The 24,571-nt window shown below is 64.6% G+C and carries 20 protein-coding genes and 1 tRNA gene; 14 read left to right on the top strand and 7 right to left on the bottom strand.

All coding sequences use genetic code 11. The features are described 5' to 3' along the window. Positions 1-7: 7 nt before the first annotated feature. Positions 8-1,567, bottom strand: a complete 1,560-nt coding sequence (psbB, locus tag KJJ24_RS09880) for a photosystem II chlorophyll-binding protein CP47 (protein WP_214338400.1) — start codon at positions 1,565-1,567, stop codon at positions 8-10. Between the two features lie 266 nt (positions 1,568-1,833). On the opposite strand from psbB, the gene KJJ24_RS09885 reads away from it, so the two are divergent. Then, the gene (locus KJJ24_RS09885) at positions 1,834-2,280 is read left to right on the top strand and encodes a 2Fe-2S iron-sulfur cluster-binding protein (protein ID WP_214338402.1); all 447 of its coding nucleotides are present in this window, start codon (positions 1,834-1,836) and stop codon (positions 2,278-2,280) included. Between the two features lie 48 nt (positions 2,281-2,328). Next, entirely contained in the window at positions 2,329-2,433 is a 105-nt protein-coding gene (gene psbM / locus KJJ24_RS09890; RefSeq protein WP_010311839.1) for a photosystem II reaction center protein PsbM, read from the top strand. Positions 2,434-2,539: 106 nt separating this feature from the next. Here psbM and KJJ24_RS09895 read toward each other — a convergent pair whose 3' ends face one another. Beyond that, positions 2,540-3,388, bottom strand: coding sequence for a universal stress protein (locus tag KJJ24_RS09895; protein ID WP_214338404.1), 849 nt, complete (start codon positions 3,386-3,388; stop codon positions 2,540-2,542). Between the two features lie 67 nt (positions 3,389-3,455). Here KJJ24_RS09895 and KJJ24_RS09900 point away from each other — a divergent pair, with 67 nt between their 5' ends. From KJJ24_RS09900 to KJJ24_RS09920, 5 genes are read left to right on the top strand one after another with little or no spacing between them, the layout of a single operon-like run. Then, positions 3,456-3,926, top strand: a complete 471-nt coding sequence (locus KJJ24_RS09900; protein ID WP_250544606.1) for an acyl-CoA thioesterase — start codon at positions 3,456-3,458, stop codon at positions 3,924-3,926. A 24-nt stretch (positions 3,927-3,950) separates the two neighbouring features. Next, entirely contained in the window at positions 3,951-5,207 is a 1,257-nt protein-coding gene (locus KJJ24_RS09905; protein WP_214338408.1) for a DNA-processing protein DprA, read from the top strand. Between the two features lie 25 nt (positions 5,208-5,232). Next, positions 5,233-6,114, top strand: coding sequence for a peptide chain release factor N(5)-glutamine methyltransferase (gene prmC, locus KJJ24_RS09910; protein WP_214338410.1), 882 nt, complete (start codon positions 5,233-5,235; stop codon positions 6,112-6,114). 30 nt (positions 6,115-6,144) lie between these two features. Further along, a complete protein-coding gene (locus KJJ24_RS09915) occupies positions 6,145-6,750 on the top strand; it encodes an L-threonylcarbamoyladenylate synthase (RefSeq protein WP_214338412.1) in 606 nt (201 codons plus the stop codon). Further along, positions 6,750-6,911, top strand: coding sequence for a hypothetical protein (locus tag KJJ24_RS09920; RefSeq protein ID WP_214338414.1), 162 nt, complete (start codon positions 6,750-6,752; stop codon positions 6,909-6,911). Before KJJ24_RS09915 ends, KJJ24_RS09920 begins: the two co-directional genes overlap by 1 nt. A gap of 134 nt (positions 6,912-7,045) precedes the next feature. Here the strand turns inward: KJJ24_RS09920 and psaB are convergent, their stop codons facing one another. After that, entirely contained in the window at positions 7,046-9,256 is a 2,211-nt protein-coding gene (psaB, locus tag KJJ24_RS09925; protein WP_010311854.1) for a photosystem I core protein PsaB, read from the bottom strand. Between the two features lie 19 nt (positions 9,257-9,275). Further along, entirely contained in the window at positions 9,276-11,579 is a 2,304-nt protein-coding gene (gene psaA, locus KJJ24_RS09930) for a photosystem I core protein PsaA (protein WP_214338416.1), read from the bottom strand. 469 nt (positions 11,580-12,048) lie between these two features. Between psaA and KJJ24_RS09935 the strand changes: the two genes are divergently transcribed. Then, positions 12,049-13,365 carry a hypothetical protein gene (locus KJJ24_RS09935; protein ID WP_214338418.1) on the top strand — a complete coding sequence of 439 codons (1,317 nt, stop codon included), beginning with the start codon at positions 12,049-12,051 and terminating at the stop codon, positions 13,363-13,365. Next, positions 13,362-15,140 carry a precorrin-3B C(17)-methyltransferase gene (cobJ, locus tag KJJ24_RS09940; RefSeq protein WP_214338420.1) on the top strand — a complete coding sequence of 593 codons (1,779 nt, stop codon included), beginning with the start codon at positions 13,362-13,364 and terminating at the stop codon, positions 15,138-15,140. Before KJJ24_RS09935 ends, cobJ begins: the two co-directional genes overlap by 4 nt. 3 nt (positions 15,141-15,143) lie before the next feature. On the opposite strand, the gene KJJ24_RS09945 is transcribed toward cobJ, so the two are convergent. Beyond that, a tRNA-Pro gene (locus KJJ24_RS09945) sits at positions 15,144-15,217 on the bottom strand. 125 nt (positions 15,218-15,342) lie between these two features. Between KJJ24_RS09945 and lipA the strand changes: the two genes are divergently transcribed. Continuing rightward, a complete protein-coding gene (gene lipA / locus KJJ24_RS09950) occupies positions 15,343-16,212 on the top strand; it encodes a lipoyl synthase (protein ID WP_214338422.1) in 870 nt (289 codons plus the stop codon). A gap of 13 nt (positions 16,213-16,225) precedes the next feature. On the opposite strand, the gene KJJ24_RS09955 is transcribed toward lipA, so the two are convergent. Continuing rightward, complete coding sequence (locus tag KJJ24_RS09955) at positions 16,226-16,444, bottom strand: hypothetical protein (RefSeq protein ID WP_214338424.1); 219 nt, start codon at positions 16,442-16,444, stop codon at positions 16,226-16,228. 127 nt (positions 16,445-16,571) lie between these two features. Continuing rightward, the gene (gltB, locus tag KJJ24_RS09960) at positions 16,572-21,155 is read right to left on the bottom strand and encodes a glutamate synthase large subunit (protein ID WP_214338425.1); all 4,584 of its coding nucleotides are present in this window, start codon (positions 21,153-21,155) and stop codon (positions 16,572-16,574) included. A 259-nt stretch (positions 21,156-21,414) separates the two neighbouring features. Here gltB and KJJ24_RS09965 point away from each other — a divergent pair, with 259 nt between their 5' ends. Genes KJJ24_RS09965 through rpsG form a run of 4 tightly spaced genes read left to right on the top strand, consistent with a single transcriptional unit; the run spans position 21,415 to position 24,544 of the window. After that, entirely contained in the window at positions 21,415-23,196 is a 1,782-nt protein-coding gene (locus tag KJJ24_RS09965) for a phosphodiester glycosidase family protein (protein ID WP_214338426.1), read from the top strand. A 32-nt stretch (positions 23,197-23,228) separates the two neighbouring features. After that, complete coding sequence (locus tag KJJ24_RS09970) at positions 23,229-23,597, top strand: AIR synthase (RefSeq protein ID WP_214338427.1); 369 nt, start codon at positions 23,229-23,231, stop codon at positions 23,595-23,597. A 54-nt stretch (positions 23,598-23,651) separates the two neighbouring features. After that, positions 23,652-24,026 carry a 30S ribosomal protein S12 gene (gene rpsL / locus KJJ24_RS09975; RefSeq protein WP_010311874.1) on the top strand — a complete coding sequence of 125 codons (375 nt, stop codon included), beginning with the start codon at positions 23,652-23,654 and terminating at the stop codon, positions 24,024-24,026. Positions 24,027-24,073: 47 nt separating this feature from the next. Next, positions 24,074-24,544: a 30S ribosomal protein S7 gene (gene rpsG / locus KJJ24_RS09980; protein WP_214338428.1), complete on the top strand. Its 471-nt coding sequence runs from the start codon at positions 24,074-24,076 to the stop codon at positions 24,542-24,544. Positions 24,545-24,571 lie beyond the last annotated feature (27 nt).

Raw genomic sequence — 24,571 nt, forward strand, 5'->3', positions numbered from 1 at the left:
CTGGCGATCAGCTGAGAGTAGAACCAGCGGGGGGCACGTAGCCCTCCGGCAGACGGCGTGTGGAGCGGTCGCCAAGCTTTTGGAACAGACCAAACTCCACCTGCTCTCCGAGATCGGGATCGATACCGGCGAACACATCGCGGTAGAGGGTGCGAGCACCGTGCCAGATGTGCCCGAAGAAGAAGAGCAACGCGAAGCAAGCATGACCGAAGGTGAACCAGCCGCGGGGTGAGCTACGGAAGGTGCCGTCGGAGTGGTAGGTCTCGCGATCGAATTCGAACGCTTCACCCAGCTGCGCCTTACGGGCCAGGCGCTTCACATCCGCGGGGTCAGTGAAGGTTTGGCCGCTGAGAGCACCGCCATAGACCGTTGCCGTCACACCAGTCTGTTCGAAGGAGTACTTCGCTTCAGCGCGGCGGAAGGGAATGTCAGCGCGGACGATGCCCTGGTTGTCTTCAAGAACAACGGGGAAGTTCTCGAAGAAGTTGGGCAGACGACGCACCTCGAGGTTGCGACCGTCTTGATCGGTGAACGCAATGTGACCCAGCCAACCGGTGGGCAGGCCATCACCGTTCACCATCGGACCCACACGGAACAAACCACCCTTGGCAGGGCTGTTGCCCACGTAGTCATAGAAGGCGAGCTTCTCAGGAATCGAGGCGTAGGCCTGTTCCACTGTGGAGCCGTTGTCGAGGGCGGTCTGCACACGACGGTTGATCTCAGTTTTGAAGTAGCCCTGATCCCACTGGTAGCGGGTGGGGCCAAACAGCTCAACCGGAGTGGCAGCAGCGCCATACCACATGGTGCCTGCTACCACGAAGGCAGCAAAGAACACGGCAGCGATGGCGCTGGCGAGCACCGTTTCGATGTTGCCCATGCGCAGAGCCTTGTAGAGGCGCTCCGGCGGGCGGGTGGTGATGTGGAAGATCCCGGCAATGATGCCGACGATGCCTGCAGCGATGTGGTGGGCCACGATGCCGCCGGGGTTGAAGGGGTTGAAACCTTCAGGCCCCCAGGAGGGCTGTACCGGCTCAAGGTGCCCTGTGATCCCGTAAGGGTCGGAGACCCACATGCCGGGGCCAAAAACGCCGGTGAGGTGGAAAGCACCAAAGCCGAAACAGGCCAGACCAGCCAGCAGCAGGTGGATACCGAAGATCTTGGGCAGATCGAGGGCAGGCTCGCCGGTGCGAGGGTCCTGCCAGATCTCTAGATCCCAGTAAGTCCAGTGCCAGATGGCGGCCAAGAAAAGTAAGCCGCTGAAAATGATGTGGGCAGCTGCCACACCTTCGAAGCTCCAGAAGCCAGGGTCCACACCGGTTTCACCGGTGATGCTCCAACCACCCCAGCTGCCAGTCACACCCAAGCGGGCCATGAACGGCATCACAAACATGCCCTGGCGCCACATCGGGTTGAGCACCGGGTCGGAGGGATCGAAGATGGCGAGCTCGTAAAGCGCCATGGAGCCGGCCCAGCCGGCGACCAAAGCGGTGTGCATGAGGTGCACGGCCAACAGACGGCCCGGGTCGTTGATCACGACCGTGTGCACCCGATACCAGGGCAATCCCATGGGGGTTAGGTCCGGGGAACAATCAGCCGCCCGCGCCGGAAACCGGCTTGCGGTTGGCAACACGATCAGGCTCGGCCAGTCGAAACCAGCAGACACTTGATCCGTGCTGGCGATGGTAAGGGGTTCGGGCAGCTCACCGATTCGATCGGAGCAGAGCTGAAACGTGCCGTGATGGCGCCAGCCCCGCCGCTAGGCGCCCCAGGCCTGAACAGCGGTTACAAAACGCAACCCTCGGCCTCACAATGGAGCGGTTGCCGCTGGTTCCCATGCCCGTGATTCGGTTTGTACGCGAAGGACGCGACGTGGAGTGCTTCCCAGGTGAAAACCTGCGGGAGGTTGCCCTACGCGAGGGCATCGAGCTGTACGGACTCAAGGGCCGCCTGGGCAATTGCGGTGGCTGCGGACAATGCATCACCTGCTTTGTGGATGTGGTGGGCGAAAGCAGCCCTGACAGCCTCAGCAGCCGCACCGGCGTGGAAGACCAGAAGCTGCGCCGCCGCCCCCAGAGCTGGCGCCTGGCCTGCCAGGCGCTTGTGCAGCACTCGCTCTTGGTGCTCACCAAACCCCAGACAGGCCTGGCGGATGGAGATCAAAAGATCGCGCAGGCCAAGGCCCAGGTTCTGCCCGCTGGACCCACCGCCTGGCCCGTGGTTGAAAGCCCAGAGGAGGTGGACGATGACAACGAATCCACTACGAGCGGTGAAGAGCCCTGATCCGCGCCTTGCGGCGGTGATACCGTCATCGCGCTGAAGGCTCTTGCAATGGAAACCAACGATCTCGGCTTTGTCGCCAGTCTGATGTTCGTGCTGGTTCCAACCGTGTTCCTGTTGGTGCTGTACATCCAGACCAGCAGCCGCCAGGGTTGAGCCACGGACGTTCGTCCCTAGCCGGTTTTAACGCTGAAATCCCCGGAGCTCCCATTGAGGGCTCCGGGGATTTTTGCTGATCAATCACGCTCCAGTTTGGGTCGCCTCAGCGGCGGCCTTCTGGCTCGCGCACCAGCAGCACTGGCGCCGGGGCATGCACGCGGATGTAATCGCTGACCGAGGAGCCCAGCAGGCGATCGATATCAACAAGCCCGCGCGCCACAAGGGGGCGGCGGTCCTGGGAGGCAATCACCAGCAAATCGGCTTTCTCTTCCTCTGCCACTTGGCACACGCCACGGCCGATATCACCGGTGCGGTGAATTCCTTTCATCTCCACCCCAAAGGCGCGGGCCCGCTGCACAGCTTTCTCAAGCAACTCATCAGCTGGGGATTTGCCACCGCGGGAGGGTGTGATGTCTTGGCGGCTGATGTGAATGCCGGTGAGGCTGGCACCAGGTGTGTCACGCACCAGCTCACAGGCAAGGCGGAGAGCATCATCGCCCACACCTGTGCCATCGACAGCCACCATCACGCGGTTGATGTGGCGCACATAGAGGTCGTCGCGCACCAGCAGCATCGGCCGCGTGGAGAGCTGAAACACGTACTGACTGGCACTGTTGCTGAGGATCGACTGCAGCCGCCCCAGCCCCCTGGAGCCCATCACGATCAGATCGGCATCCAGCTCATCAGCCACCTTCAGCACCGTTTGCTTGGTGTCGCCCTGGCGAATGATCGTGTTCACATCGGTGGGATTGAGCCCGAGGCGCTGCACGGCCTCGGCCACGATCCCGGCAGCCTTCTGGGAATGCTCCGCGTAGTTTTCGCCAGCCTGCTCAGACACCACATGTAAGAGGTTGAGGCGGGCATCACGCACGGCCGGGATGTCGCGCAGCATGCGCACCATCTCTTCAACATGGCCCTTGCCGGAATCGGCGATCAAAAGGTTGCGGAACACAGCCGTTGCAACGCGCTCGGGCAGCCTATGGCTGATCTGCCATGGCGGACCAACCGCAACCGACACCGTGACGGACCAACAAGAACAGCGTCCATGGCGCCTGCTGCGGCGGGTGCTTCCCCAGCACACAGATCACGCTGGCGTGATGTGGCACGGGGCTTATCTGAGCTGGATGGAGGAGGCCCGGGTGGAGGCCCTGAGCGCCGCCGGACTCGCCTACGCCGATCTCTCCGCCTCTGGCCTGGAGCTACCGGTGGTGAACCTCTCCATCCAATACCGCCAAGCACTCCTGCATGGAGAAACCGTGGCTCTATACAGCTGGGTGCTCAGTCGGCGCGGCGTGAAACTGCCCTGGCGCACGGCCTTTGTGAAAGCCGATGGCAGCGTGGCCGCCGAAGCGAACGTGGAGCTGGTGCTGGTGGAGCTCAGCAGCAGCCCCGAACGGCGCAAAGTGCTGCGTCAACTACCGCAGACCCTCAGCGCCGCCATCAAACGCCTGGAGCGCGGCCCAGAGCAAGAATCAGCCATCTCGCTATAGTACAAACGAACTAGCGGAGGGGTTGTGGGGGAGTTGTTGCAGGTGCCCTTCGCGGCGCCAGCCGGGCCGCGGAGTCAGAGGAGCGGTGGTCGCACCCGCCGCAGACGCCAGCGCCGCGACCAACAGCCACGGGGGCACAACCCAGCCGTGGAGTATGCGCGGCTTTGGCGGCTGGTGTGGTCGCGCTGCCCAGGCATCGGCTGGCAGCGATTGGAGCGGATCGAAGGGATGTTTGGCAGCCTGGAGCTCGCCTGGCAGGCCAAGGAGTCGGATTTGCTGCACGCCCTCAGCGGCCGCACCCGGCTGAAGCCGCAGGAGGCGGAAGCCATCGGCCGCTACCGCGAGAAGCTCGGGCCCACGCCCTTCAAACAACCGCTGTGCAGGGATCAACGGCGGCGGTGGACGACGCCGCTCTGCCTCCTCCCCGACGACCCTGCCTACCCTTCAGCCCTGCTGGATCTGGATCGACCGCCGACCCAGCTGTTCTGGCACGGGCGCGGGTCGCTTTGGGCTCCGCTCTGCCGCGGTCAGGCCGTGGCGGTGGTCGGAACTCGCCGACCATCGCGTCACGGAGGCGGCATGGCCCGAGCGATCGGGCGTGCCCTGGCCGAGGCCGGTTGGCCGGTGGTGAGTGGACTAGCCGAGGGGATTGACGCTGAAGCCCATCAGGGATGCCTGGAGGCTGGTGGCCGGCCGGTTGGCGTGCTCGGCACTCCACTGAGCCGCGTGTATCCACGCCATCACCATCAGCTGCAGGCGGCCGTAGGCGAGCAGGGGCTGCTGGTGAGCGAGCTGGCTCACGGCACCCCAGGGCGCCCGGGCCATTTCGCCCTGCGCAATCGTCTACAGGTGGGCCTTGCCCAGGCGCTAGTGCTGGTGGAATGCCCTGAGAGCAGCGGCGCCCTGCATTCAGCCACCATTGCCTGGGAACTGGGGATGCCGATCTGGGTGGTGCCGGCTGACGCTTCCAAATTCAGCGCCGCAGGCAGCAACCGCTGGCTGGGACAGGGCGCAACACCCTTGCTTAGCCCGGCCGATCTGCTCAGCAGCCTCGGCGCCGGGCCACTGATGGCGCGTGCAGCAGCGGAGCCCACAGCGGAGCACGGCGCTCTGCAATTGCGTGAAGCCGCTCTGCTTGGGGCGATGGGGGCTGGCGCATCGCTGGATCAACTCTGTGATCGGTTGCGCCTGAGCCCTGCGGTGTTGAGCGAGCGACTGCTGCGGCTGGAGCTAGCGGGGTTACTGCGCAGTGAGCCCGGCCTCTGGTGGAGGCCCTGCTGAGCCAGCCTCTGCTTAGGGTTTAGAGATGCACTACCCGGTGGTCGCAACCGATCTTCTGCAGTGGCGGCGGCAACAGCTTGAGCGGGGCGGCCAACCCAGTGAGCTGGACTGGTTGCTTGATCTGGAGGGCGGGCTGCCATGGCAAAAGCAGCAACAACTGCGGCTCTATCCCGAGGAACCCGTAGCCCTGGCAGTGCCGCTGAGCCGGCTGGCGGAGCTGTGGCAGCAATACCTCCAACAGCACACGCCATTGCAATACCTCGTGGGCCGTTGCCCATGGCGGGATCTCGACATCAAGGTGGAACCTGGAGCCTTGATTCCCAGGCAGGAAACAGAGCTGCTCGTGGATCTGGCTCAGGGCCTGATTGGCCCCCAATGGGCGAACCCTCCGATGCGCTGGGCGGACCTGGGCACAGGATCGGGCTGCTTAGCTCTAGCCCTGGCGCGCAGCTGGCCCAACAGCCTGGGCTGGGCCGTAGACCAATCGCCCCAAGCCCTCGCCCTGGCCAAGCGCAACCTTTCAACCGAGACCGGTGTGCAACTGCGCCAGGGCAGCTGGTGGGCTCCCCTCCACGATTGCCTGGGACAGCTGGATCTGGTGGTATCCAATCCCCCGTACATCCCCACAGAGATATGGCGTGACCTAGAGCCACAGGTGCGCGATCACGAACCTGAACTGGCCCTCCATGGCGGCAGCGACGGCCTCGATGCCATCCGCGCCATCACTGCCGGTGCAGCGATGGCGCTTGCCCCAGGCGGTTGGCTGTTGATCGAGCACCACCACGACCAAAGCGCCGCGGTACTTGAACTGCTCGCCGCCGGCGGGTTAGAGCAACGGGAAGCCCACCAAGATCTCGAGGGCGTGAAGCGCTTCGCCAGTGGTCGGCGCCAGGCGGCGCCGACCTGATCCGCAACGCAACGCCAGCAGCAGCCTGCGATGACCAGCCAAGCCGTTCCAGCGATCGAGCTCGCCGCACGCCTCCAGGCCGGCGAAGCAGCGCTCTTTCCAACCGACACACTGCCAGCCCTAGCAGCGCGGCCCGAATCCGCAGCGCTGTTGTGGGAGCTGAAACAGCGCCCTCAGCACAAGCCTGTGATTCTGATGGCAGCAACAAGCGCGGAGCTGCTGAGCTGCCTGGGAGTGCCGATCGATCCGGCCTGGCAAGCCATGGCTGATCGCTACTGGCCCGGAGCGCTCACCCTGGTGTTACCAGCCCGGGGCCCTCTGCTAGCGCAACTCAACCCAGGCGGCACCAGCCTCGGGGTGCGGCTACCGGCCTGCCCAGCGGCCCAGGCACTGCTGGCTAAGACTGGACCCCTTGCTACCACCAGCGCCAACCGCTCAGGGGAGCCTGCCTGCCTGGATCACCAACAAGCAGGCGATCGTTTTCCAGCTGTGGCACAACTAGCTCCCGTGCCCTGGCCAGCCCTCTCGGGCCAAGGCAGCACGGTGATGGAGTGGTGTCCAGCAGGGGGCTGGAATCTGCTCCGCGCTGGTGCTGTACTGCCGCCTGAACTTGAGAGTATTGGCCACTCAATCTGATGGCGCTGATCCTTCTGGTGGCCTTACTCCTCGGCTTCAACCACTGGCTGCTGGAACCGGTGCTCATCGCCTCCAGTGAGCTGTTGGAGCTCAAGCTGCTGCCCTGGCTTCTGCTGGCGATCGTGGTCTGGCTGCTGGCGGGTCGCCCCGGAAACCGCTGAGCGCCGCAACGCGAGAGCAAAGTCAAGCCATCACGCCAACGAAAAAGCCCCCGGCGGAAGCCGGAGGCTGAAGTCGTCCCTCGAAGGGGGCAAGGGCAGGAAAGAGAGCGGCTGAAAGCAGCCGCTCAAAGACATCAGCCGAACTTGCCAGAAGTTGAGGCGATCAGGAAGGCGGCGTAGGTCACGAAGTAGCCCACGGTGAAGTGAGCCAGACCAACCACACGAGCCTGAACGATCGAGAGAGCCACGGGCTTGTCGCGCCAGCCCACCAGGTTGGCGAGCGGAGTGCGTTGGTGAGCCCAGACGATGGTCTCGATCAGTTCCTGCCAATAACCGCGCCAGGAGATCAGGAACATGAAGCCGGTGGCCCAGATCAGGTGACCGAACAGGAACATCCAGGCCCAGACGGCGAGGTTGTTGCTGCCATACGGGTTGTAACCGTTGATCAGCTGAGAGGAGTTGAGCCACAGGTAGTCGCGGAACCAGCCCATCAGATAGGTGCTGGATTCGTTGAACTGAGCCACGTTGCCCTGCCAGATGGCGAGGTGCTTCCAGTGCCAATAGAAGGTGAGCCAGCCCACGGTATTCAGGGCCCAGAAGACAGCCAGATAGAAGGCGTCCCAGGCACTGATGTCGCAGGTGCCGCCACGGCCGGGGCCGTCGCAGGGGAAGGAGTAGCCGAAGTCCTTTTTGTCGGGCATCAGCTTGGAACCCCGGGCATCCAGGGCACCCTTCACCAGGATCAAGGTGGTGGTGTGCAGACCCAGGGCGATGGCGTGGTGCACCAGGAAGTCGCCAGGGCCGATCTGCAGGAACAGATCGTTGCCACCGTCGTTGATGGCATCCATCCAACCGCCCATGTAGGCGGCGCTGGCATTGCTAGCAGCGCTAGCGCCATTGGAGAGGAGCACATCGAAGCCGTACATAGCCTTACCAGAGGCGGCCTGCACGAACTGTGCGAACACGGGCTCCACCAGGATCTGCTTCTCGGGGGTACCGAAGGCCACCACCACGTCGTTATGGACGTAGAGGCCCAGGGTGTGGAAACCGAGGAACAGAGATACCCAGCTCAGGTGGCTGATGATCGCTTCTTTGTGTTCGAGCATCCGAGCCAGGACATTGTCCTTATTGGCTTCGGGGTCGTAATCACGGATGAAGAAGATCGCACCGTGAGCGAAGGCACCGCACATCAGGAAGATGGCGATGTACTGGTGGTGGGTGTAAAGCGCAGCCTGTGTGGTGTAGTCCTTCGCGATGAACGCGTAGGACGGCATCGAATACATGTGCTGCGCCACCAGGCTGGTCACAACGCCCAGGGAAGCCAGGGCCAGACCGAGCTGGAAGTGGAGCGAGTTGTTGATGGTGTCGTAGAGACCCTTGTGGCCAGCGCCGAGGTCACCAGGGGTGCCCTTGGGCGGGTTGTGGGCTTCGAGGATCTCGCGGATCGAGTGGCCGATACCGAAGTTGGTCCGGTACATGTGGCCGGCAATCACAAACAGACAGCCAATCGCCAGGTGGTGATGGGCAATGTCGGTGAGCCAGAGGGCCTCACTCTGAGGATGGAAACCACCCAGGAAGGTGAGGATGGCGGTGCCTGCGCCTTCTGAGGTACCGAACACCTGATAGGCGGTGTCGGGGTTCTGGGCGTAAACGCCCCAATTGCCGGTGAAGAACGGAGCCAGACCCGCGGGGTGAGGCAGCACATTCAGGAAGTTGTCCCAACCGACGTGCTGACCGCGGGATTCAGGAATCGCCACGTGAACCAGGTGACCGGCCCAGGCGATGGAGCTGAAGCCGAACAGCACCGCAAGGTGGTGGTTCAGGCGGGATTCAGCGTTCTTGAACCAAGCCAGGGAAGGCCGGAACTTGGGCTGCAGGTGCAGCCAGCCAGCGAACAGAGCCCAGGCCGACAGGATCATCATGAAGATGGAACCCTGATACAGCTCGGCATTGGTGCGCATGCCAATCGTGTACCACCAGTGGTACACGCCGGAGTACGCAATGTTCACCGGGGAGGAGGCGCCGGCCTGGGTGAAGGCCGTGATGGCGCCTTGGCCGAAGTGGGGATCCCAGATCGCGTGAGCGATGGGACGAACATGCAGAGGATCGGCGACCCACTGCTCGAAGTTGCCCTGCCAGGCGACATGGAACAGGTTGCCCGAAACCCAGAGGCCGATGATCGCGAGGTGACCGAAGTGGGTGGAGAAGAGCTTTTGGTAAAGCTTCTCCTCCGTCATTCCGTCATGGCTCTCGAAGTCGTGAGCCGTGGCGATCCCGTACCAAATACGACGGGTTGTCGGGTCCTGTGCCAGGCCCTGGCTGAACGAAGGAAATTTCGTTGCCATTGGGAAAGGTCAGGAGAGGTCAGCCGACCGCAATGATGCGGGCCAGGAAGAACGACCAGGTGGTCGCGATGCCGCCCAGCAGATAGTGGGCAACACCAACGGCACGGCCCTGGGTGATGGAGAGCGCCCGCGGCTGAATGGCGGGAGCAACCTTCAGCTTGTTGTGGGCCCAAACAATGGACTCAATCAGCTCTTGCCAGTAGCCGCGGCCACTGAACAGGAACATCAAGCTGAACGCCCAGACGAAGTGGGCACCCAGGAACATCAGACCGTAGGCACTTGAGGCAGAGCCATAGCTGTTGATCACCTGTGCAGCCTGAGCCCACAGGAAGTCACGCAGCCAGCCATTGATCGTGATGGCGCTTTGGGCAAAGTTGCCGTTGGTGATGTGAGACACGGTTCCGTCAGCGTTGACGGTGCCCCACACGTCGCTCTGCATCTTCCAAGAGAAGTGGAAGATGACGATCGACAGGGAGTTGTACATCCAGAACAGGCCCAGGAACACGTGGTCCCAAGCCGACACCTGGCAGGTACCGCCACGGCCGGGGCCGTCGCAGGGGAAACGGAAGCCGAGGTTCGCCTTGTCGGGAACCAGGCGGCTGCTGCGGGCATAAAGAACACCCTTCAACAGGATCAGCACCGTCACGTGAATCGTGAAGGCGTGAATGTGGTGGACCATGAAGTCGGCCGTTCCCAGGGGGATCGGACCGGCTGCCACCTTGCCGCCCACGGCCACCACGGTGCCGTTGAACACTTCGCTCACGCCGGCGAGGGCATTGGGAGCGGTGCTACCGGCAGCAGCAGCGTGCAGACCCTGAATCCACTGCGCGAAGACGGGCTTCAGGGCAATGGCGGAGTCGCTGAACATGTCCTGGGGACGACCCAGGGCACGCATGGTGTCGTTGTGGATGTAGAGGCCGAAGCTGTGGAAGCCCAGCCAGATACACACCCAATTGAGGTGTGAGATCAGGGCATCACGCGCCTTGAGCACCCGGTCGAGCACGTTGTCGACGTGCTTGGCGGGGTCGTAGTCGCGGATCATGGCGATGGCAGCGTGAGCGCCGGCGCCAACGATCAGGAAGCCACCAATCCAGGTGTGGTGGGTGAAAATCGACAGCTGGGTCGGGTAGTCGATGCCGATGTAGGGATACGGAGGCATCGCATACATGTGCTGAGCCACGATGATGCTCAGCGAACCCATCAGAGCCAGATTCACAGCCAGCTGGGCGTGCCAGCTGGTGGTCATGAACTCGTAGAGACCGTCATGACCATTGGAGGCGGGGAACAGCAGGGGGTCGCCCTTCTGGCCCTCGAGGATCTCCTTGATGCTGTGACCGATACCCCAGTTGGTCCGGTACATGTGACCGGCCACGATGAACAGCACCGCAATCGCCAGGTGGTGATGAGCGATATCGCTCATCCACAGGCTGCCAGTCACAGGATTCAGACCACCTTTAAAGGTGAGGAAATCGCTGTAAGCAGCCCAGTTGCCGGTGAAGAAGGCATTGATGCCAGCACCGAAACCGGGGAACAGCTGGGCGATGAGGTCCTGATTCAGGAACTCGTGGGGGAGGGGAATGTCGGCGTAGGTGGCGATGGTCTTGCCGTTGAGCGCCAGCGGCTTGCCGGCGTCGATGGCATCCATGAGCGCTGTCGTGGGCAGAGACACATGGATCAGGTGTCCTGTCCAGGACAGGGAGCCCAGACCAAGCAGACCGGCCAGATGGTGGTTGAGCATCGACTCAACGTTCTGGAACCACTCGAGCTTGGGAGCCGCCTTGTGGTAGTGGAACACGCCGGCATTGAGCATCAAGCCGGCCATCACCAGAGCACCGATGGCCAGAGCCATCAGCTGCGTTTCGTTGGTGATGCCCCAGGCCCGCCACACATGGAAGAGGCCGGAGGTGATCTGAATGCCGTGGAAGCCGGCACCCACATCGCCATTGAGGATTTCTTGGCCGAACACAGGCCAAACCACCTGCGCACTGGGTTTCACGTGCGTGGGGTCGGCCAGCCAGCCGGAGTAATTGGAGAAGCGGGCGCCGTGGAAGAAGGCACCGCTCAGCCAAATGAAGATGACAGCCAGATGACCGAAGTGGGCCGAAAAGATCTTCCGGCTGACCTCTTCGAGATCGCTGGTGTGGCTGTCGAAGTCGTGAGCGTTGGCGTGGAGGTTCCAAACCCACGTGGTGGTTTTGGGACCTTTGGCAAGGCTGCGATCGAAATGGCCGGGCTTGCCGAACAGTTCGAAGGTGGCCGGGTTGTTCACCCGGTCGACCTGGGCCTTCGCCGTTTTCCCACGCTCTGGTGGGCTGATGGTCATCGAGACGTTCCTCGAGGGACGGGGTCGAGGTGGAGGTCCACCCTTCCGGCCTGACGCACCGGACGAACCGGCAACGCGAGACCAGTGGAGCCACGGACGGAGGCAACAAGGCTGCGCTCGCCCATGGGCACCAGCCACAAGAGGGAGCACAGACGAAGCTGAAACCCCTTTTCATGACTGGAGCTTGGGCCCCAAAAAGGGGACCGCTGGCGGAAGTATAAAAGTGAATTCCAAGCTCTTTGGCCAGGCAGTTACAAAGGTTCAATCCGGAGCCGCCCCAGTCAGAGACTGAGCTCTCGCGGAAGCAAACCATCAGCGAAAAAACCGGAGTTTCAGCGGTTGAGCTAGTCAATCAAGGGCAATTAGCGCCGGTTTCTTGTTAGCGATTCACACTTGCGCCGCTTGTTGATGTCCGCAACGCTGCAGAATGAACGCATCACGCTCAGCGCGAGCATCGGGAGGTTTCAACATGCTGGCGGCACCGCGGCGGGCGCTTTTGGCCCTGGTGCTGGTTGTGCTCACTCTCGTGAGTGGGGGCTGCAGCAAAACAGCATCTCCAGAGCGGGGCTCAGGCTTGGAGCCCAACCTGAGCGCCACTGCGCCCAGCGGCGCCCTGCAGGAAGTCGCTCCACCGGGCGCCGTACAACAACTGAACGAACGTCTTAATGAGCGGTCGCCACAGGTGCAGGTCATCGCCCCAGCAGATCAGGCGCTGTTACCAGAGGGCCCCTGGAGCCTGAAGCTTCAGGTAAACGATTGGCCCCTGATGGATGCCGGCAGCCTGGGGCTGGGGCCGCACCTGGTGGTGCAGCTCGACGATCAGGAGCCCCTGCGCATCAGCAGCGCTGAAGCCGCAGCCAACGTGGCGATGCCGGCTCTGCGGCCTGGCAGCCACCGCGTCACGGTGTATGCCGCCCGGCCCTGGGGCGAGGCGGTGAAGGCCCCTGGAGCCAGTGCCCAGATCCGCCTGAACCGGGTGGCCCGTAACGCCGCCGAACTACCCGCCAGCGGCAGCGCCCAACTGATTGCCGCCAGCCCCGATGCACTGCAACAGATCGAGCCGGTGCTGATCGACTGGCTGCTGCTGGATGCGCCCCTGCAGAACCTGCGTGGCGACGATGCCCGCTGGCGCCTGCGCATCAGCGTGAACGGCGACAGCTTCCTGGTGGACCGGCAGACCCCCCTATGGCTCAAGGGCTTTAAACGGGGCAGCAACGCGGTGCAGCTGGAGCTGCTCGATGGCCGAGGCGATCCGCTCAACCCTCCGTTCAACAGCGTGGTGCGCGAGGTGGTGGTTGGCACAGGCAACCGGCCAGCCTGGCTGCGCCCCAACCTCACGCCAGCAGAACTCGCGCTGCTGGCAGGAGAACAACCCGCACCAGCGCCGGAAACGCCACTCCCCCCCGTTAACACTGAACCTCAAGCCCTTGCGCCCTCTGCTGAAGCTGCGCCAGCGGAGGAACCAGCCCTTGAACCCATCGCTGCTGCAGAGCCTCCGGCGGATCAGCCTGCGCCGCAGGAGCCGGATGCCCAGCAGCCTGCCGACAAGGACGAGACGGATACCCAGGCCGTGGAAGACGGCGAAGAAGCTCCGTTAACCGAAGGTGCGGCCAACGAGCCACCCCAGCCAGAAGAGCCTGCTCTAGCCAGCGCTCCCCCTGAGCGTGTGGCTCCCCAGAGCAGCCTGAGCGGCTCGGCCCGTGATCAGGTGAACGCTGATGGAACTCTTCAACAGCCCCCCGCCCGCAGCCCCCTAGCCGGGCTGCGAGAGAAGCTGGGTGGATGAGTGAACGCCTGAACTGGGGTTTTTCCCTCAGCAACCAAGCCCTGCCCCTGTTGCGTCAGCTGCTGGAGCGGGGGCTGATCGATCGGATCGCCAGCCCCGCTGATGGTGTGGCCTGGCAAACCGGGGATCTGCAACGGTTGCTCACCAGCGAGTGGTCTCGCAGCCGTGCCTTTGTGGCGGTGGGGTCGTGCGGTGCCATCACGCGCTTGATTGCACCACGACTGAGTGGGAAAGACACCGATCCAGCCGTGGTGGTCGTCGACGGCCAGGGCCGTTTTGCCATCCCCCTACTGGGGGGCCATGGCGCCGGAGCTGAAGCTTTGGCCATCGCGGTGGCAGCCCTGCTGGGCGGGGAAGCGGTGATCACCGGTGCAGGTGCCAGCCAAGGCCGCCTGGCGCTCGACAGCTTTGGCACCGGCTGGGGGTGGCGCCGCGGCCCGGGCCCCTGGGATGCGCTGATGAAAAGCAGCGCCCGCGGGGCGCCGCTGCAGCTGGAGCACCACAGCGGCAACGATCGCTGGCTACAGCTCGATGGTCTGCCATGCACAGGGACCAGCAGCGAGCGGCTGAGCGTGGGTGTGAAGCGAAGCGACCACTGCCGCTGGCACCCGCCGGCCCTGTGGGTGGGAATGGGCTGTGAGCGCAACACCAGCCTGGAGCTGCTGGAACGCGGCCTCAGTGAGGCCCTCGCCGCTCAGGGGCTCGCCCTCGAGGCTGTGGCAGGGCTGGCCAGCGCTGATCGCAAAGCCGATGAGCCAGCCCTGCTGGAGCTGGCGGAGCGGCATGGCTGGCCGCTCCGCTGCTTCAGCAGCAGCGCACTGCATGCGGTGGAGGTGCCCAACCCCTCGCCCGTGGTGGAGGCCGAACTCGGCACGGCCAGCGTGGCGGAGGCCGCTGCGCTGTTGGCCTGCGGACCCAACGCCAGCTTGCGGGTTCAAAAGCACATCGAGCGGGCTGCCCCTGGTGAGCAAGGCGCTGCCACGGTGGCCATTGCCCAGGCCGCTAAGCAGTGGGCGCCCCAGCGCGGCACCCTGCACCTAATCGGCAGCGGTCCTGGCAGTCTTGCGCTGCTCACCCCCGATGCCCGGGCCGCCCTGGCCGAGAGCAGCGTGTGGGTGGGCTACGGCCTGTATCTGGATCTGCTGGAGCCGCTGCGCCGGCCCGATCAACTACGCAGCGACGGCCAGCTCACCCAGGAGCGCGAGCGTTGCCGCGAAGCCTTGGAGCTGGCCTGCCAGGGCCTCAGCGTGGCGCTGGTGTCGTCGGGTGACAGCGGCATCTACGGCATGGCTGGCCTGGCCCTGGAGCAATGGATGGCCCTGGCCAAGCACGATCGACCGGCATTCCAAGTGCATCCGGGCCTCTCGGCACTGCAACTAGCGGCAGCCCGGGCCGGGGCACCACTGATGCACGATTTCTGCACTGTGAGCCTCAGCGACCGGCTCACCCCCTGGGCGGTGATCGAGCAGCGCCTGCAGGCCGCCGCCGACGGTGATTTCGTGGTGGCGCTTTACAACCCACGCTCCAAGGGGCGCGACTGGCAACTGGGCCGGGCCCAGGAGCTGCTCCTGGCTCAACGACCAGGGACAACGCCGGTGGTGCTGGCGCGCCAACTGGGCCGCCCCGAAGAAGCCGTGAGCCTGCACACCCTGGGGGAGCTGCCGATCGAGCAGGTCGACATGCTCACGCTGGTGCTGATCGGCAACAGCAGCAGTCGCGTTGAGGGCGGACGCATGGTCACACCCAGGGGCTATCCAGGCGCGGAACTCAGCTGAAAGTCGGGATGACAGGATTCGAACCTGCGGCCCCTTCGTCCCGAACGAAGTGCGCTACCAAGCTGCGCTACATCCCGATGCCGGGAGTGTAGGAGATGGCCCTCCGGCAAGGGTTCTGGGCTACCGCAAGCCGAGAACAGAGAGATGGAGGCCGGTTTCTAAAGTTGATTGCTGATCTGCGCCTGCGGGCGGAACTGGCGCTGTGCTCAAACCCGACTGGCTGCGTGTCAAGGCTCCCCAGCGCGAGCGGATTGGCGAAGTGGCTGATCTGCTGCTGGATCTCAAGCTCAACACGGTCTGTCAGGAAGCCAGCTGCCCCAACATCGGCGAGTGCTTCGCCGGTGGCACCGCCACTTTTTTGATCATGGGGCCGGGCTGCACCCGCGCCTGCCCCTACTGCGACATCGACTTCGACAAGAGCGTTCGCGAGCTCGACCCCAGCGAACCCTTGCGGCTGGGTGAAGCCGTGGCGCGGCTGGGCCTGAAGCACGTGGTGATCACCTCGGTAAACCGCGACGACCTCACCGATGGAGGCGCCAGCCAATTTGTGGCCTGCATCGAGCAGGTGCGTCAGCGCTCACCCCTCACCACAATCGAGCTGCTCATCCCGGACTTCTGCGGCAACTGGCAGGCCCTGGCCACCGTGATGGAGGCCGGGCCCGATGTGCTGAACCACAACATCGAAACGGTGCCGCGGCTGTACAAGAAAGCCCGCCCCCAGGGCATCTACGAGCGTTCCTTGGAGCTGCTCCAGCGGGTGAGAAAGCAGTGGCCCCGTAGCTACTCCAAATCCGGGCTGATGGTGGGCTTGGGAGAGAGCGACTCCGAGGTGATCGAGGTTCTGGCGGATCTACGCCGCCATCAGGTCGACATCGTGACCATCGGCCAATACCTCTCCCCTGGACCCAAACACCTGCCGGTCGACCGCTTCGTGACCCCGGACCAATTCGAGGCCTTCCGCCAGCACGGGGAAGCAGAGCTGGGCTTTCTGCAAGTGGTGAGCACACCACTCACCCGCAGCAGTTACCACGCCGGCGAAGTGCAGCGGCTGATGGCACAGCATCCGCGCTGAAGCGCGCCACGCCTCAGTTCTCCGGGCCCAGGGCTTCAGGGTCGATCGGATCGAGCAAAAACTCCGCTTCCAAAGCACATGCTTCCTGCGCCATGGGGCCGGTAGCGAGTGCGTCGATTCGGCTATTCACCAGACTCACCGGAGCCTGGAGTTGGGCGCAGTGCTCAAGAAACGCCACCGCCAACTGGCGAGCGAAGAGCTGCTGCATGTGCTGGGCAAATTCTGGAGGCATGGCTGCCTGTGCAAGTGCAGGAAAGCTATGCAGGGCAGCTGAATCTGAAGGCCGGGCCAACCGAACCCGCCGGTGGTGCGAACCGACCAGCGGGTGCGACAGCCGAACAGGGCAGCCGGCTAACCGATCAGGCCGTCACGGCCTCACGCTCTTCGAGGCCCACATTGGCCTTCTCGCTTGGGGGCACCAGCAACTTGAAGCGCGTCTTCCAGCTGCTCCAATCGGCCAGGATCGCTGCGGCCTTGCTGCTGCCGGTGGCCTCGAGGTGGGCCTCCAGCAAAGGCTTGAGCAGTGCTTCCTGCTCGGGGGTGGTGAGCTCGCAGATGGCCACGATCTCAGGGTTCACGCGCTCGGCCAGACCGCCGGTTTCATCCAGCAGGAAGGCCACGCCACCGGTCATGCCGGCGGCCACATTGCGGCCGGTGCTGCCAAGCACCACCACTACACCACCGGTCATGTATTCACAGCAATGGTCCCCGGCGCCTTCCACCACGGTGCGGGCACCGCTGTTGCGCACGGCGAAGCGCTCACCGGCGCGGCCCAGGGCGAATAGCTCGCCGCCGGTGGCGCCGTAAAGGCAGGTGTTGCCCAGGATCACCTGGCTGCCGGGATCACGACCGCCGGCCGGAGGCACCACCGTGATGCGGCCGCCATTGATGCCCTTGCCCACGTAGTCGTTGGCTTCACCCACCAGGCGCACGTTCATGCCCTGCACGTTGAAGGCACCGAAGCTCTGGCCAGCAGCACCCTCGTAAGTGAGATCAAGCTGGCCCTGGAAGCCGGTGTTGCCATGGCGGGCAGCGATCTCGCCGCCCAGGCGCGCGCACACGCTGCGATCGGTGTTGATGATCGGCAGGGTGCGGGCCAAGCGGCCATGCCCCTCAATCGCGGCCATTAGCTCGGCGTCAGCTAGCAGCTGGTCTTCAAGGATCGGGCCATTGCCATGGGCTTCGGCGTCGTGTTGCAGCCAGGAGCGATCGGCGGCCTGGGGAATGGGATCGATCAGGCAGGAGAGGTCGATCGCCTTGGTTTTGGCCAACTGCACAGCGCGGGGCTGCAGCAGCTCGGTGCGGCCGATCAGATCCTCGAGGCGAGCCACGCCGAGCACGCTCAGCAGCTGCCGCACCTCTTCTGCCACGAACAGGAAGAAGTTCACCACGTGCTCGGGGATGCCGGTGAAGCGCTTACGCAGCGCTTCCTTCTGAGTAGCCACCCCCACCGGGCAGTTATTGGTGTGGCAAACGCGGGCCATGATGCAGCCCTCGGCGATCATCGCGATCGAGCCGAAGCCGTATTCCTCAGCACCGAGCAGGGCGGCGATGATCACATCCCAGCCGGTCTTGAGGCCGCCATCGGCGCGCAGCAGCACCCGGTCGCGCAACCCGTTCTCGAGCAGGGCGCGGTGCACCTCGGTGAGGCCAAGCTCCCAGGGGCCGCCAGCGTGCTTGATCGAGCTCAGCGGCGAGGCGCCAGTGCCGCCGTCATGGCCGGAGATCTGGATCACATCGGCATTGGCCTTGGCCACACCGGCGGCGATGGTGCCGATGCCGATCTCGGCCACCAGCTTCACGCTCACCTTGGCGGCAGGATGCACCTGGTGCAGGTCGTGAATCAGCTGGGCCAGATCCTCGATGGAATAGATGTCGTGGTGGGGCGGTGGCGAGATCAGTGCGACGCCGGGCTTGCTGTTGCGCAGCCAGGCGATGTAGGGGTCCACCTTCGGGCCAGGCAGCTGGCCGCCTTCGCCGGGCTTGGCACCCTGGGCCACCTTGATCTCCAGCTGCCGGCCGCTGCGCAGATATTCAGGGGTGACGCCGAACCGGCCTGAGGCGATCTGCTTAATGGCGGAGCAGGCAGTGTCGCCGTTGCGCAGGCCTTTGATCGTGGGCAGGGTGGCAGAGCGGCCCACGCCGTCCACATCCTTCAGCGCATGGAAGCGGGCCGGGTCTTCACCACCCTCGCCGCTGTTGCTCTTGCCGCCAATGCGGTTCATGGCGATGGCCAGCACCTCATGGGCCTCCCGCGAAAGGGCGCCCAGGCTCATGCCGCCGGTGCAGAAGCGCTCGCAGATGCTCTCCACGCTCTCCACCTGATCCAGGGGCAGGGCCGCCGGTGCCGGCTTGAGCTCCAGCAGATCGCGCAGCGCCGTAACCGGGCGGTTCTCCAGCAGGGTTTTGTAGGTGGAGAAGTGGTCGTAGCCGGGGCCGGCTTCCACAGCAGAGTGGAGCGCCTTGGCCATCTCCGGGCTGTTGAGGTGGTATTCGCCACCGGTGCGGTACTGCACAAAGCCCATGAACTCAAGCTTGGTGCGGTTGAGCTCGGGGAAGGCCTTGGCGTGGAAGCTGAGGGTTTCGCTGGCCAGTTCGCTCAGGCTCAGGCCAGCCACACGGCTCGTGGTGCCCTTGAACGCCAGTTCGATCAGGTCGGCACCGATGCCGATCGCCTCGAAGATCTGCGCGCCGTGGTAACTGGCGAGCAGCGAAATACCGATCTTGGAGAGGATCTTGCGCAGGCCATCCTCGAGGGCCTTGCGCACATTGGCCTGCACCAGATCGGGCGTGAGGGCAGGCAACTTGCCGCGCTCGATGTTGGTCTGCACCTTGGGCTGAGCCAGCCAGTGGCGGGCTGTTTCCCAGGTGAGCCAGGGGCACACGGCGCTGGCGCCGAAGCCGATCAGGCAGGCCACGTGGTGGGTGCTCCAGCACTGGGCCGTATCGGCCACCAGTGAGGTCTGCAGGCGCAGGCCGAGATTGAGCAGGTGGTGGTGCACCGCACCCACCGCCAGCAGGGGCGGCATGTAGGTGGTGGTGGCGTTGATGCCGCGATCGCTGAGCACCAGGATCTGGCTACCGCTGCGCACGGCAGCTTCGGCGTCGGCCTTGAGCCGCTCCACAGCCGCCGCCAGCCCGGCGGGGCCATCGGTGATCGGCATCAAGGTGGAAAGGGTGCTGCAGGGGATGCCCTGCTGCGCCACAGCCGCCAGCTCGGCTTCGTTGAGGATCGGGCTGCTCAGGTGCAGCGCGGCTGCAGCAGAAGCCTGAGGCTGCAGCGGTGAACCGCGCTTGCCCAGGTGCATCTCCAGGCTCATCACCAGCTTTTCGCGCAGCGGATCGATCGGCGGGTTGGTGACCTGCGCGAAGCGCTGCTTGAAGTAGTCGTAGAGCAGATGCGGCTTGTTGGAGAGCACCGCCAAGGGAATGTCGTCGCCCATGCAGTAGGTGGGCTCTTTTCCGGCACCGGCCATGTCTTCGATCACCAGATCGAAGTCTTCGGCAGTGAAGCCAAAGGCGGTCTGCTGCTGCAACAGATCCAGATCGCCAAGCTGGCGCTCCTGGGCCCAGGGCTGAACCCCCAGGTTGCGGCGGTGCTCGGCCAGCCACTGGCCGTAGGGATGGCGCGTGGCGATCTCCTGCTTCACCTCCCAGTTGTGCAGCAGGCGACCGTTCTCCAGGTCGACCGCCAGCATCTGGCCGGGGCCGAGGCGGCCCTTCTCGATGATGCGGCTCTCCTCAAGCTCCACCACACCGGTTTCTGAGCCCATCACCACGAAGCCGTCGTTGGTGATGCAGTAGCGAGCCGGGCGCAGGCCGTTGCGATCGAGGGTGGCGCCGACGCTGCGCCCATCGGCGAACACCAGCAGGGCGGGGCCATCCCAGGGCTCCTGAGTGCAGGCGGAATACTCGTAGAAGGCCTGAATCTCAGGCTTATCGGCCAGCTCGGGCTGGTCGCGGAAGGCTTCGGGCACCAGGGTGAGCAGGCTCTCGGTGATCGGCCGGCCGCTGCGCACCAGCAGCTCCAGAGTGGCGTCGAGGTTGGCGGAATCACTGAAGGCCGGGTTCACCACCGGCTTGAGGTCTGCAGCAGCCTCACCCCACACCGCATCGAGATCGGCCTCGGAGGCGCGGGCCCAGTTGAGGTTGCCCAGCAGGGTGTTGATCTCACCGTTGTGGCCGAGCAGCCGCATCGGCTGGGCCAGGGGCCAGCGGGGCAGGGTGTTGGTGCTGAAGCGGCGGTGATACACCGCAAAACTCACGGCGAAGCGCTCATCGCGCAGGTCGCCGTAGAAAGCCGAGAGCACTTCCGAGCGCACCATGCCCTTGTAAACAACAGTGCGGCTGCTCAACGACGCGAAATACAGATCACTCGGGCCAGGGCCCCAGGCCGCCCTGGCCCGATCACCGCAGCGGCGGCGCAAACGGAAGAGCAGGGCCTCGAGCGCATCACCCCCTTCCTTTGCTGCGAGCAACCACTGCTCGATCGCCGGAGCCGTGCCGCGGGCCAGAGGGCCGAGCACTCCTGGGTCAACGGGCACCTCTCGCCAGCCCAGGCTGGTGAGACCGAGCTTGCTCGCTTCCTCGGCGCAGAAAGCCTTGACCTGCTCACGGCGGGAAGCATCAGCCGGGAGAAACACCATGCCCAGGCCCCGGGCGGGGGAGCTCGAGGCGGCCGCCTCGGGCCACACCGCGTCGAGATAACTCCACGGGATGCCGCAGAGCACGCCCGCACCATCACCGGAATCGCCATCGCCCCCGCAGCCACCGCGGTGCTCCATGCAATCGAGGCCGCGCAAGGCCTGACGCAGCACCCAATGGCTGGACTCACCTTTCAAGCTGGCCAGAAAACCCACGCCGCAGGCGTCTTTCTCGCCGGCCACCGCCGCTGGAGCGGGGCTGTCGCGATGGGGCCATTCGGGGCGAGAAGACAGCGGCATAACCCGGCGACAACCTTTTGCTAGTTGATCCAGCGCTAGAGCGAACCAGCCACCGTCTGGATGGGGGCACCAGTTGATCGGGTGCGGGCTCTGCCGGGACAATTAACGGTTGTGCACATGGGGTGCACCGCAACTGCCGCCGAAGCCTTGGCTCGCCCGGCCCGAGGCCGCGCTGCGAACTGCTGATCCTAGGAGTTGGTATTCCCTGGGCGCCGTTAAATGACCTCGCTAGCGTGTCCAAGCTCGCTAGCGCTGATGGATGGCACCCCTTTCGGCGCTGGCGGCTCTACTGCCTGGCATTCCACTCACTCCCCCTCCGCCGCTACCGCCAACAGCGCCAGCCCCATCGCTACAGCGCCGGGTCGCACCCACCCCAAGCGGCCAGCTGCGAGGCAGCTCGATCAGCATCAATGGGATCCGCCAGCAGGCGCTCTGGCTGGAAGAAGGGGGTGAGCTCTGGCTGCCGCTGGAGGTGCTCGAAGACCAATTGGGGGTGAGCCGCAGCAGCCGCGCCAACGGCAGCATCGAGCTGGCGTGGTTCGGCCAGACCGTGGTGCTGCCCGCTGATCGCCAGCGCAGCCTCGAAGACGAGGTGGCCGTGCCAGTGAGCGGCTTGATCGAGGCAGTGGGAGTGAACGTGCGCCGCGCGGGCGGGGAGCTGAAGCTTGAACTCCCCTCCCGCCCGCTGCAGGCGATCCGTTCGCGGGATCAGGGCATCAGCGGCCGACGCGTGGTGTTCGATCTGAGCGCCCCGGCCCTGGTGCGCCAAAGCGATCGCGGGCTGCTGATCAGTGCTGAAGCCACAAGGCCGCAGCTTGAGCAGCTCAAGCGGCTTGGGCTGAGCCCCACCCAGAGCAAGGGCTGGCTGGGGCTCCAGATCCCTCAGGAGGGTGAACGGCTCAGCCTGGGGGGGCCATGGCGGCTAGTGCTGGATTTACCGGCTGCGGAAGGAAGCTCGGTCGCTGCAGCTCCAGCCGCGCCCGAGCGTGATCCCCGCTTGATAGCCCTGAAGAAGCAGGGCCTGCAATTAGAGCGCCGTATCGGCCGTATCGGCTCGCGCCAAGTGCTGATCAACAGCGTGCGGCTCGATCCTCGGCAGGTCCCCCTTGACCTTCGCCCCCTGAACCGCCGCGATGGCATGCAGGGGCTGAGCAGCCTCAGCCAGTTGGCACGCCAGGAGGAAGCCTTGATTGCGATCAACGGGGGCTACTTCAACCGGGTGAACCGCCTGCCTTTAGGAGCAATGCGCGAACAGGGGCGCTGGCTCTCCGGACCGATCCTCAACCGCGGTGCAGCCGGATGGAGCAGCGGCGAACTACCGAGCTTCGATCGACTCATGCTGGTGGAAAGCATCGAAGACAGCCGCCGACGGCGCTGGCCGATAGCGAGTGTGAACAGCGGCTATGTGCAGAAGGGGCTGGCTCGCTACACCGCCGATTGGGGCAGCCGCTACCAGCCGATCACCGGCAGCGAGATGGGCGTTCTGGTGCGCAACGGGACCGTTAACGAACGCTATGAACTGGGGCAGCTTCGAGCCGGTGTGCCCCTGAAAGATGGGGACTTGTTGCTTGTGGCGCGTGGCGGCATGAGCGTTCCCTGGCAGACCGGCGAACAGCTCACCCTGCAGAGCCGAGCCAGCAGCTCCGTGGGCGAGAAACCCAACGTGCTTGGCGGCGGGCCCCTGCTGCTGAAAGACGGACGTGTGGTGCTCAACGGCACCGCCGAAGGCTTCAGCTCCGGCTTCATTGGCCAGGGGGCGCCGCGCACGGTGATCGGCAGCGATGGTCGCCAGCTCTGGCTGATCACCCTGCAAGGGGTGAACAACCCCGGACCCACACTGATGGAAGCGGCTCTGCTGATGCGCCAGGAGGGCCTGCGCGATGCCCTCAACCTCGATGGCGGCAGCTCAACTGGCCTAGTGGTGGCGAATGTGCACACGGTGAAAGGCCGTGGCGTTGCTGCATCGGTGCACAACGGCCTCGGTCTGGTGCCACGGGACGCCACACCAACCCAACGGGCAATGGTCACCGGCAGCCCCTGACACACTGGCTCGATTGCCCATCCCCGTTCGTCATGCCCAAGGGCCAGAGCCTGCGCCTCTCAGCAGCAGCAGCAGCCGAGCTCGGCAGACAGGCCGCCGTGGCTGGTACGCCCGGGATGATGCATCTGGATCTGGTGGATGGCAGCTGTGAACGCTGGGTGATCCGAATCAGGCCTGGTCATCTCTCGGGTGTGCCCGTGGCCCGTGCCGACGGCATCACCCTGTTCGCCCCACGCGATCAGATCGAGCGCCTGGGAGCCCTAAAGCTCGATTACCAGGGCGATCTCAGCGGTGGCGGCTTTCTGGTGCGCGCCGGCCGCGAGCTGCGGATGTGCGCTTGTGGCGCCGCCTTCAGCCCCGCTGACGAGGCAGCCGGAGCTGGGGTGCAGGCGACAAAGTAATGTGGCGGATTGTCGCAATGGTCGGGCTTCCGACCTCCCTGTAACCGGCCCTCGATGCCCACGATTCAGCAGCTGATCCGCAGCGAGCGGCAGCGCCTTACCCGCAAGACCAAGTCGCCTGCCCTGCGCGCCTGCCCAGAGCGCCGTGGCGTGTGCACCCGCGTGTACACCTCCACCCCGAAGAAGCCGAATTCGGCTCTGCGGAAAGTTGCCCGTGTGCGTCTCACATCCGGCTTTGAGGTCACGGCCTACATCCCGGGCATAGGCCACAACCTCCAGGAGCACTCCGTGGTGATGATCCGCGGCGGTCGTGTGAAAGACCTGCCTGGTGTTCGTTATCACATCATTCGCGGAACTCTCGACACCGCCGGTGTGAAGGATCGCCGCCAGTCACGCTCCAAGTACGGCGCCAAGACGCCCAAGGACTGATCTCCTCTTCAGCTGTAGCCGTTTCCTGATTTCCTCCCTCCAGGTTTATGTCCCGCCGCAACGCCGCCGAGAAGCGCCCAATCCTGCCGGATCCCCAGTTCAATAGCCGTTTGGCCACGATGATCGTGGCGCGGTTGATGAAGCATGGCAAGAAGTCAACCGCTCAGCGGATTCTTTCCGATGCCTTCAGCCTGATCGGCGAGCGCACCGGTTCTGACCCCCTGGAGGTCTTTGAAACCGCTGTAAAGAACGCCACCCCCCTAGTGGAAGTGCGTGCACGGCGTGTGGGCGGCGCCACCTACCAGGTGCCGATGGAAGTGCGCCAGGAACGTGGCACCGCCATGGCCCTGCGCTGGCTCGTGAACTTCTCACGCGCTCGCAATGGCCGCAGCATGGCCCAAAAGCTCGCTGGCGAGTTGATGGATGCCGCCAACGAAGCTGGCAGTGCTGTTCGCAAGCGCGAAGAAACCCACAAGATGGCCGAAGCCAACAAGGCCTTCGCCCACTACCGCTACTGAGTGCCGGCTGTGCAGGTCGGCGGAGTC

Source organism: Synechococcus sp. LA31, from assembly GCF_018502385.1.
Taxonomy (GTDB): Bacteria; Cyanobacteriota; Cyanobacteriia; order PCC-6307; family Cyanobiaceae; genus Vulcanococcus.

Excerpts from the sequence above, each read along its gene's own strand:
- gltB (WP_214338425.1), bottom strand. The coding sequence starts at position 21,155 with ATGCCGCTGTCTTCTCGCCCCGAATGGCCCCATCGCGACAGCCCCGCT.
- KJJ24_RS09935 (WP_214338418.1), top strand. The coding sequence starts at position 12,049 with ATGCTGGCGGCACCGCGGCGGGCGCTTTTGGCCCTGGTGCTGGTTGTG.
- psbM (WP_010311839.1), top strand. The coding sequence starts at position 2,329 with ATGGAAACCAACGATCTCGGCTTTGTCGCCAGTCTGATGTTCGTGCTG.
- KJJ24_RS09885 (WP_214338402.1), top strand. The coding sequence starts at position 1,834 with ATGCCCGTGATTCGGTTTGTACGCGAAGGACGCGACGTGGAGTGCTTC.
- prmC (WP_214338410.1), top strand. The coding sequence starts at position 5,233 with ATGCACTACCCGGTGGTCGCAACCGATCTTCTGCAGTGGCGGCGGCAA.
- rpsL (WP_010311874.1), top strand. The coding sequence starts at position 23,652 with ATGCCCACGATTCAGCAGCTGATCCGCAGCGAGCGGCAGCGCCTTACC.
- KJJ24_RS09970 (WP_214338427.1), top strand. The coding sequence starts at position 23,229 with ATGCCCAAGGGCCAGAGCCTGCGCCTCTCAGCAGCAGCAGCAGCCGAG.
- psaB (WP_010311854.1), bottom strand. The coding sequence starts at position 9,256 with ATGGCAACGAAATTTCCTTCGTTCAGCCAGGGCCTGGCACAGGACCCG.
- psaA (WP_214338416.1), bottom strand. The coding sequence starts at position 11,579 with ATGACCATCAGCCCACCAGAGCGTGGGAAAACGGCGAAGGCCCAGGTC.
- cobJ (WP_214338420.1), top strand. The coding sequence starts at position 13,362 with ATGAGTGAACGCCTGAACTGGGGTTTTTCCCTCAGCAACCAAGCCCTG.
- KJJ24_RS09965 (WP_214338426.1), top strand. The coding sequence starts at position 21,415 with ATGGCACCCCTTTCGGCGCTGGCGGCTCTACTGCCTGGCATTCCACTC.
- KJJ24_RS09955 (WP_214338424.1), bottom strand. The coding sequence starts at position 16,444 with ATGCCTCCAGAATTTGCCCAGCACATGCAGCAGCTCTTCGCTCGCCAG.
- KJJ24_RS09920 (WP_214338414.1), top strand. The coding sequence starts at position 6,750 with ATGGCGCTGATCCTTCTGGTGGCCTTACTCCTCGGCTTCAACCACTGG.
- psbB (WP_214338400.1), bottom strand. The coding sequence starts at position 1,567 with ATGGGATTGCCCTGGTATCGGGTGCACACGGTCGTGATCAACGACCCG.
- rpsG (WP_214338428.1), top strand. The coding sequence starts at position 24,074 with ATGTCCCGCCGCAACGCCGCCGAGAAGCGCCCAATCCTGCCGGATCCC.
- KJJ24_RS09915 (WP_214338412.1), top strand. The coding sequence starts at position 6,145 with ATGACCAGCCAAGCCGTTCCAGCGATCGAGCTCGCCGCACGCCTCCAG.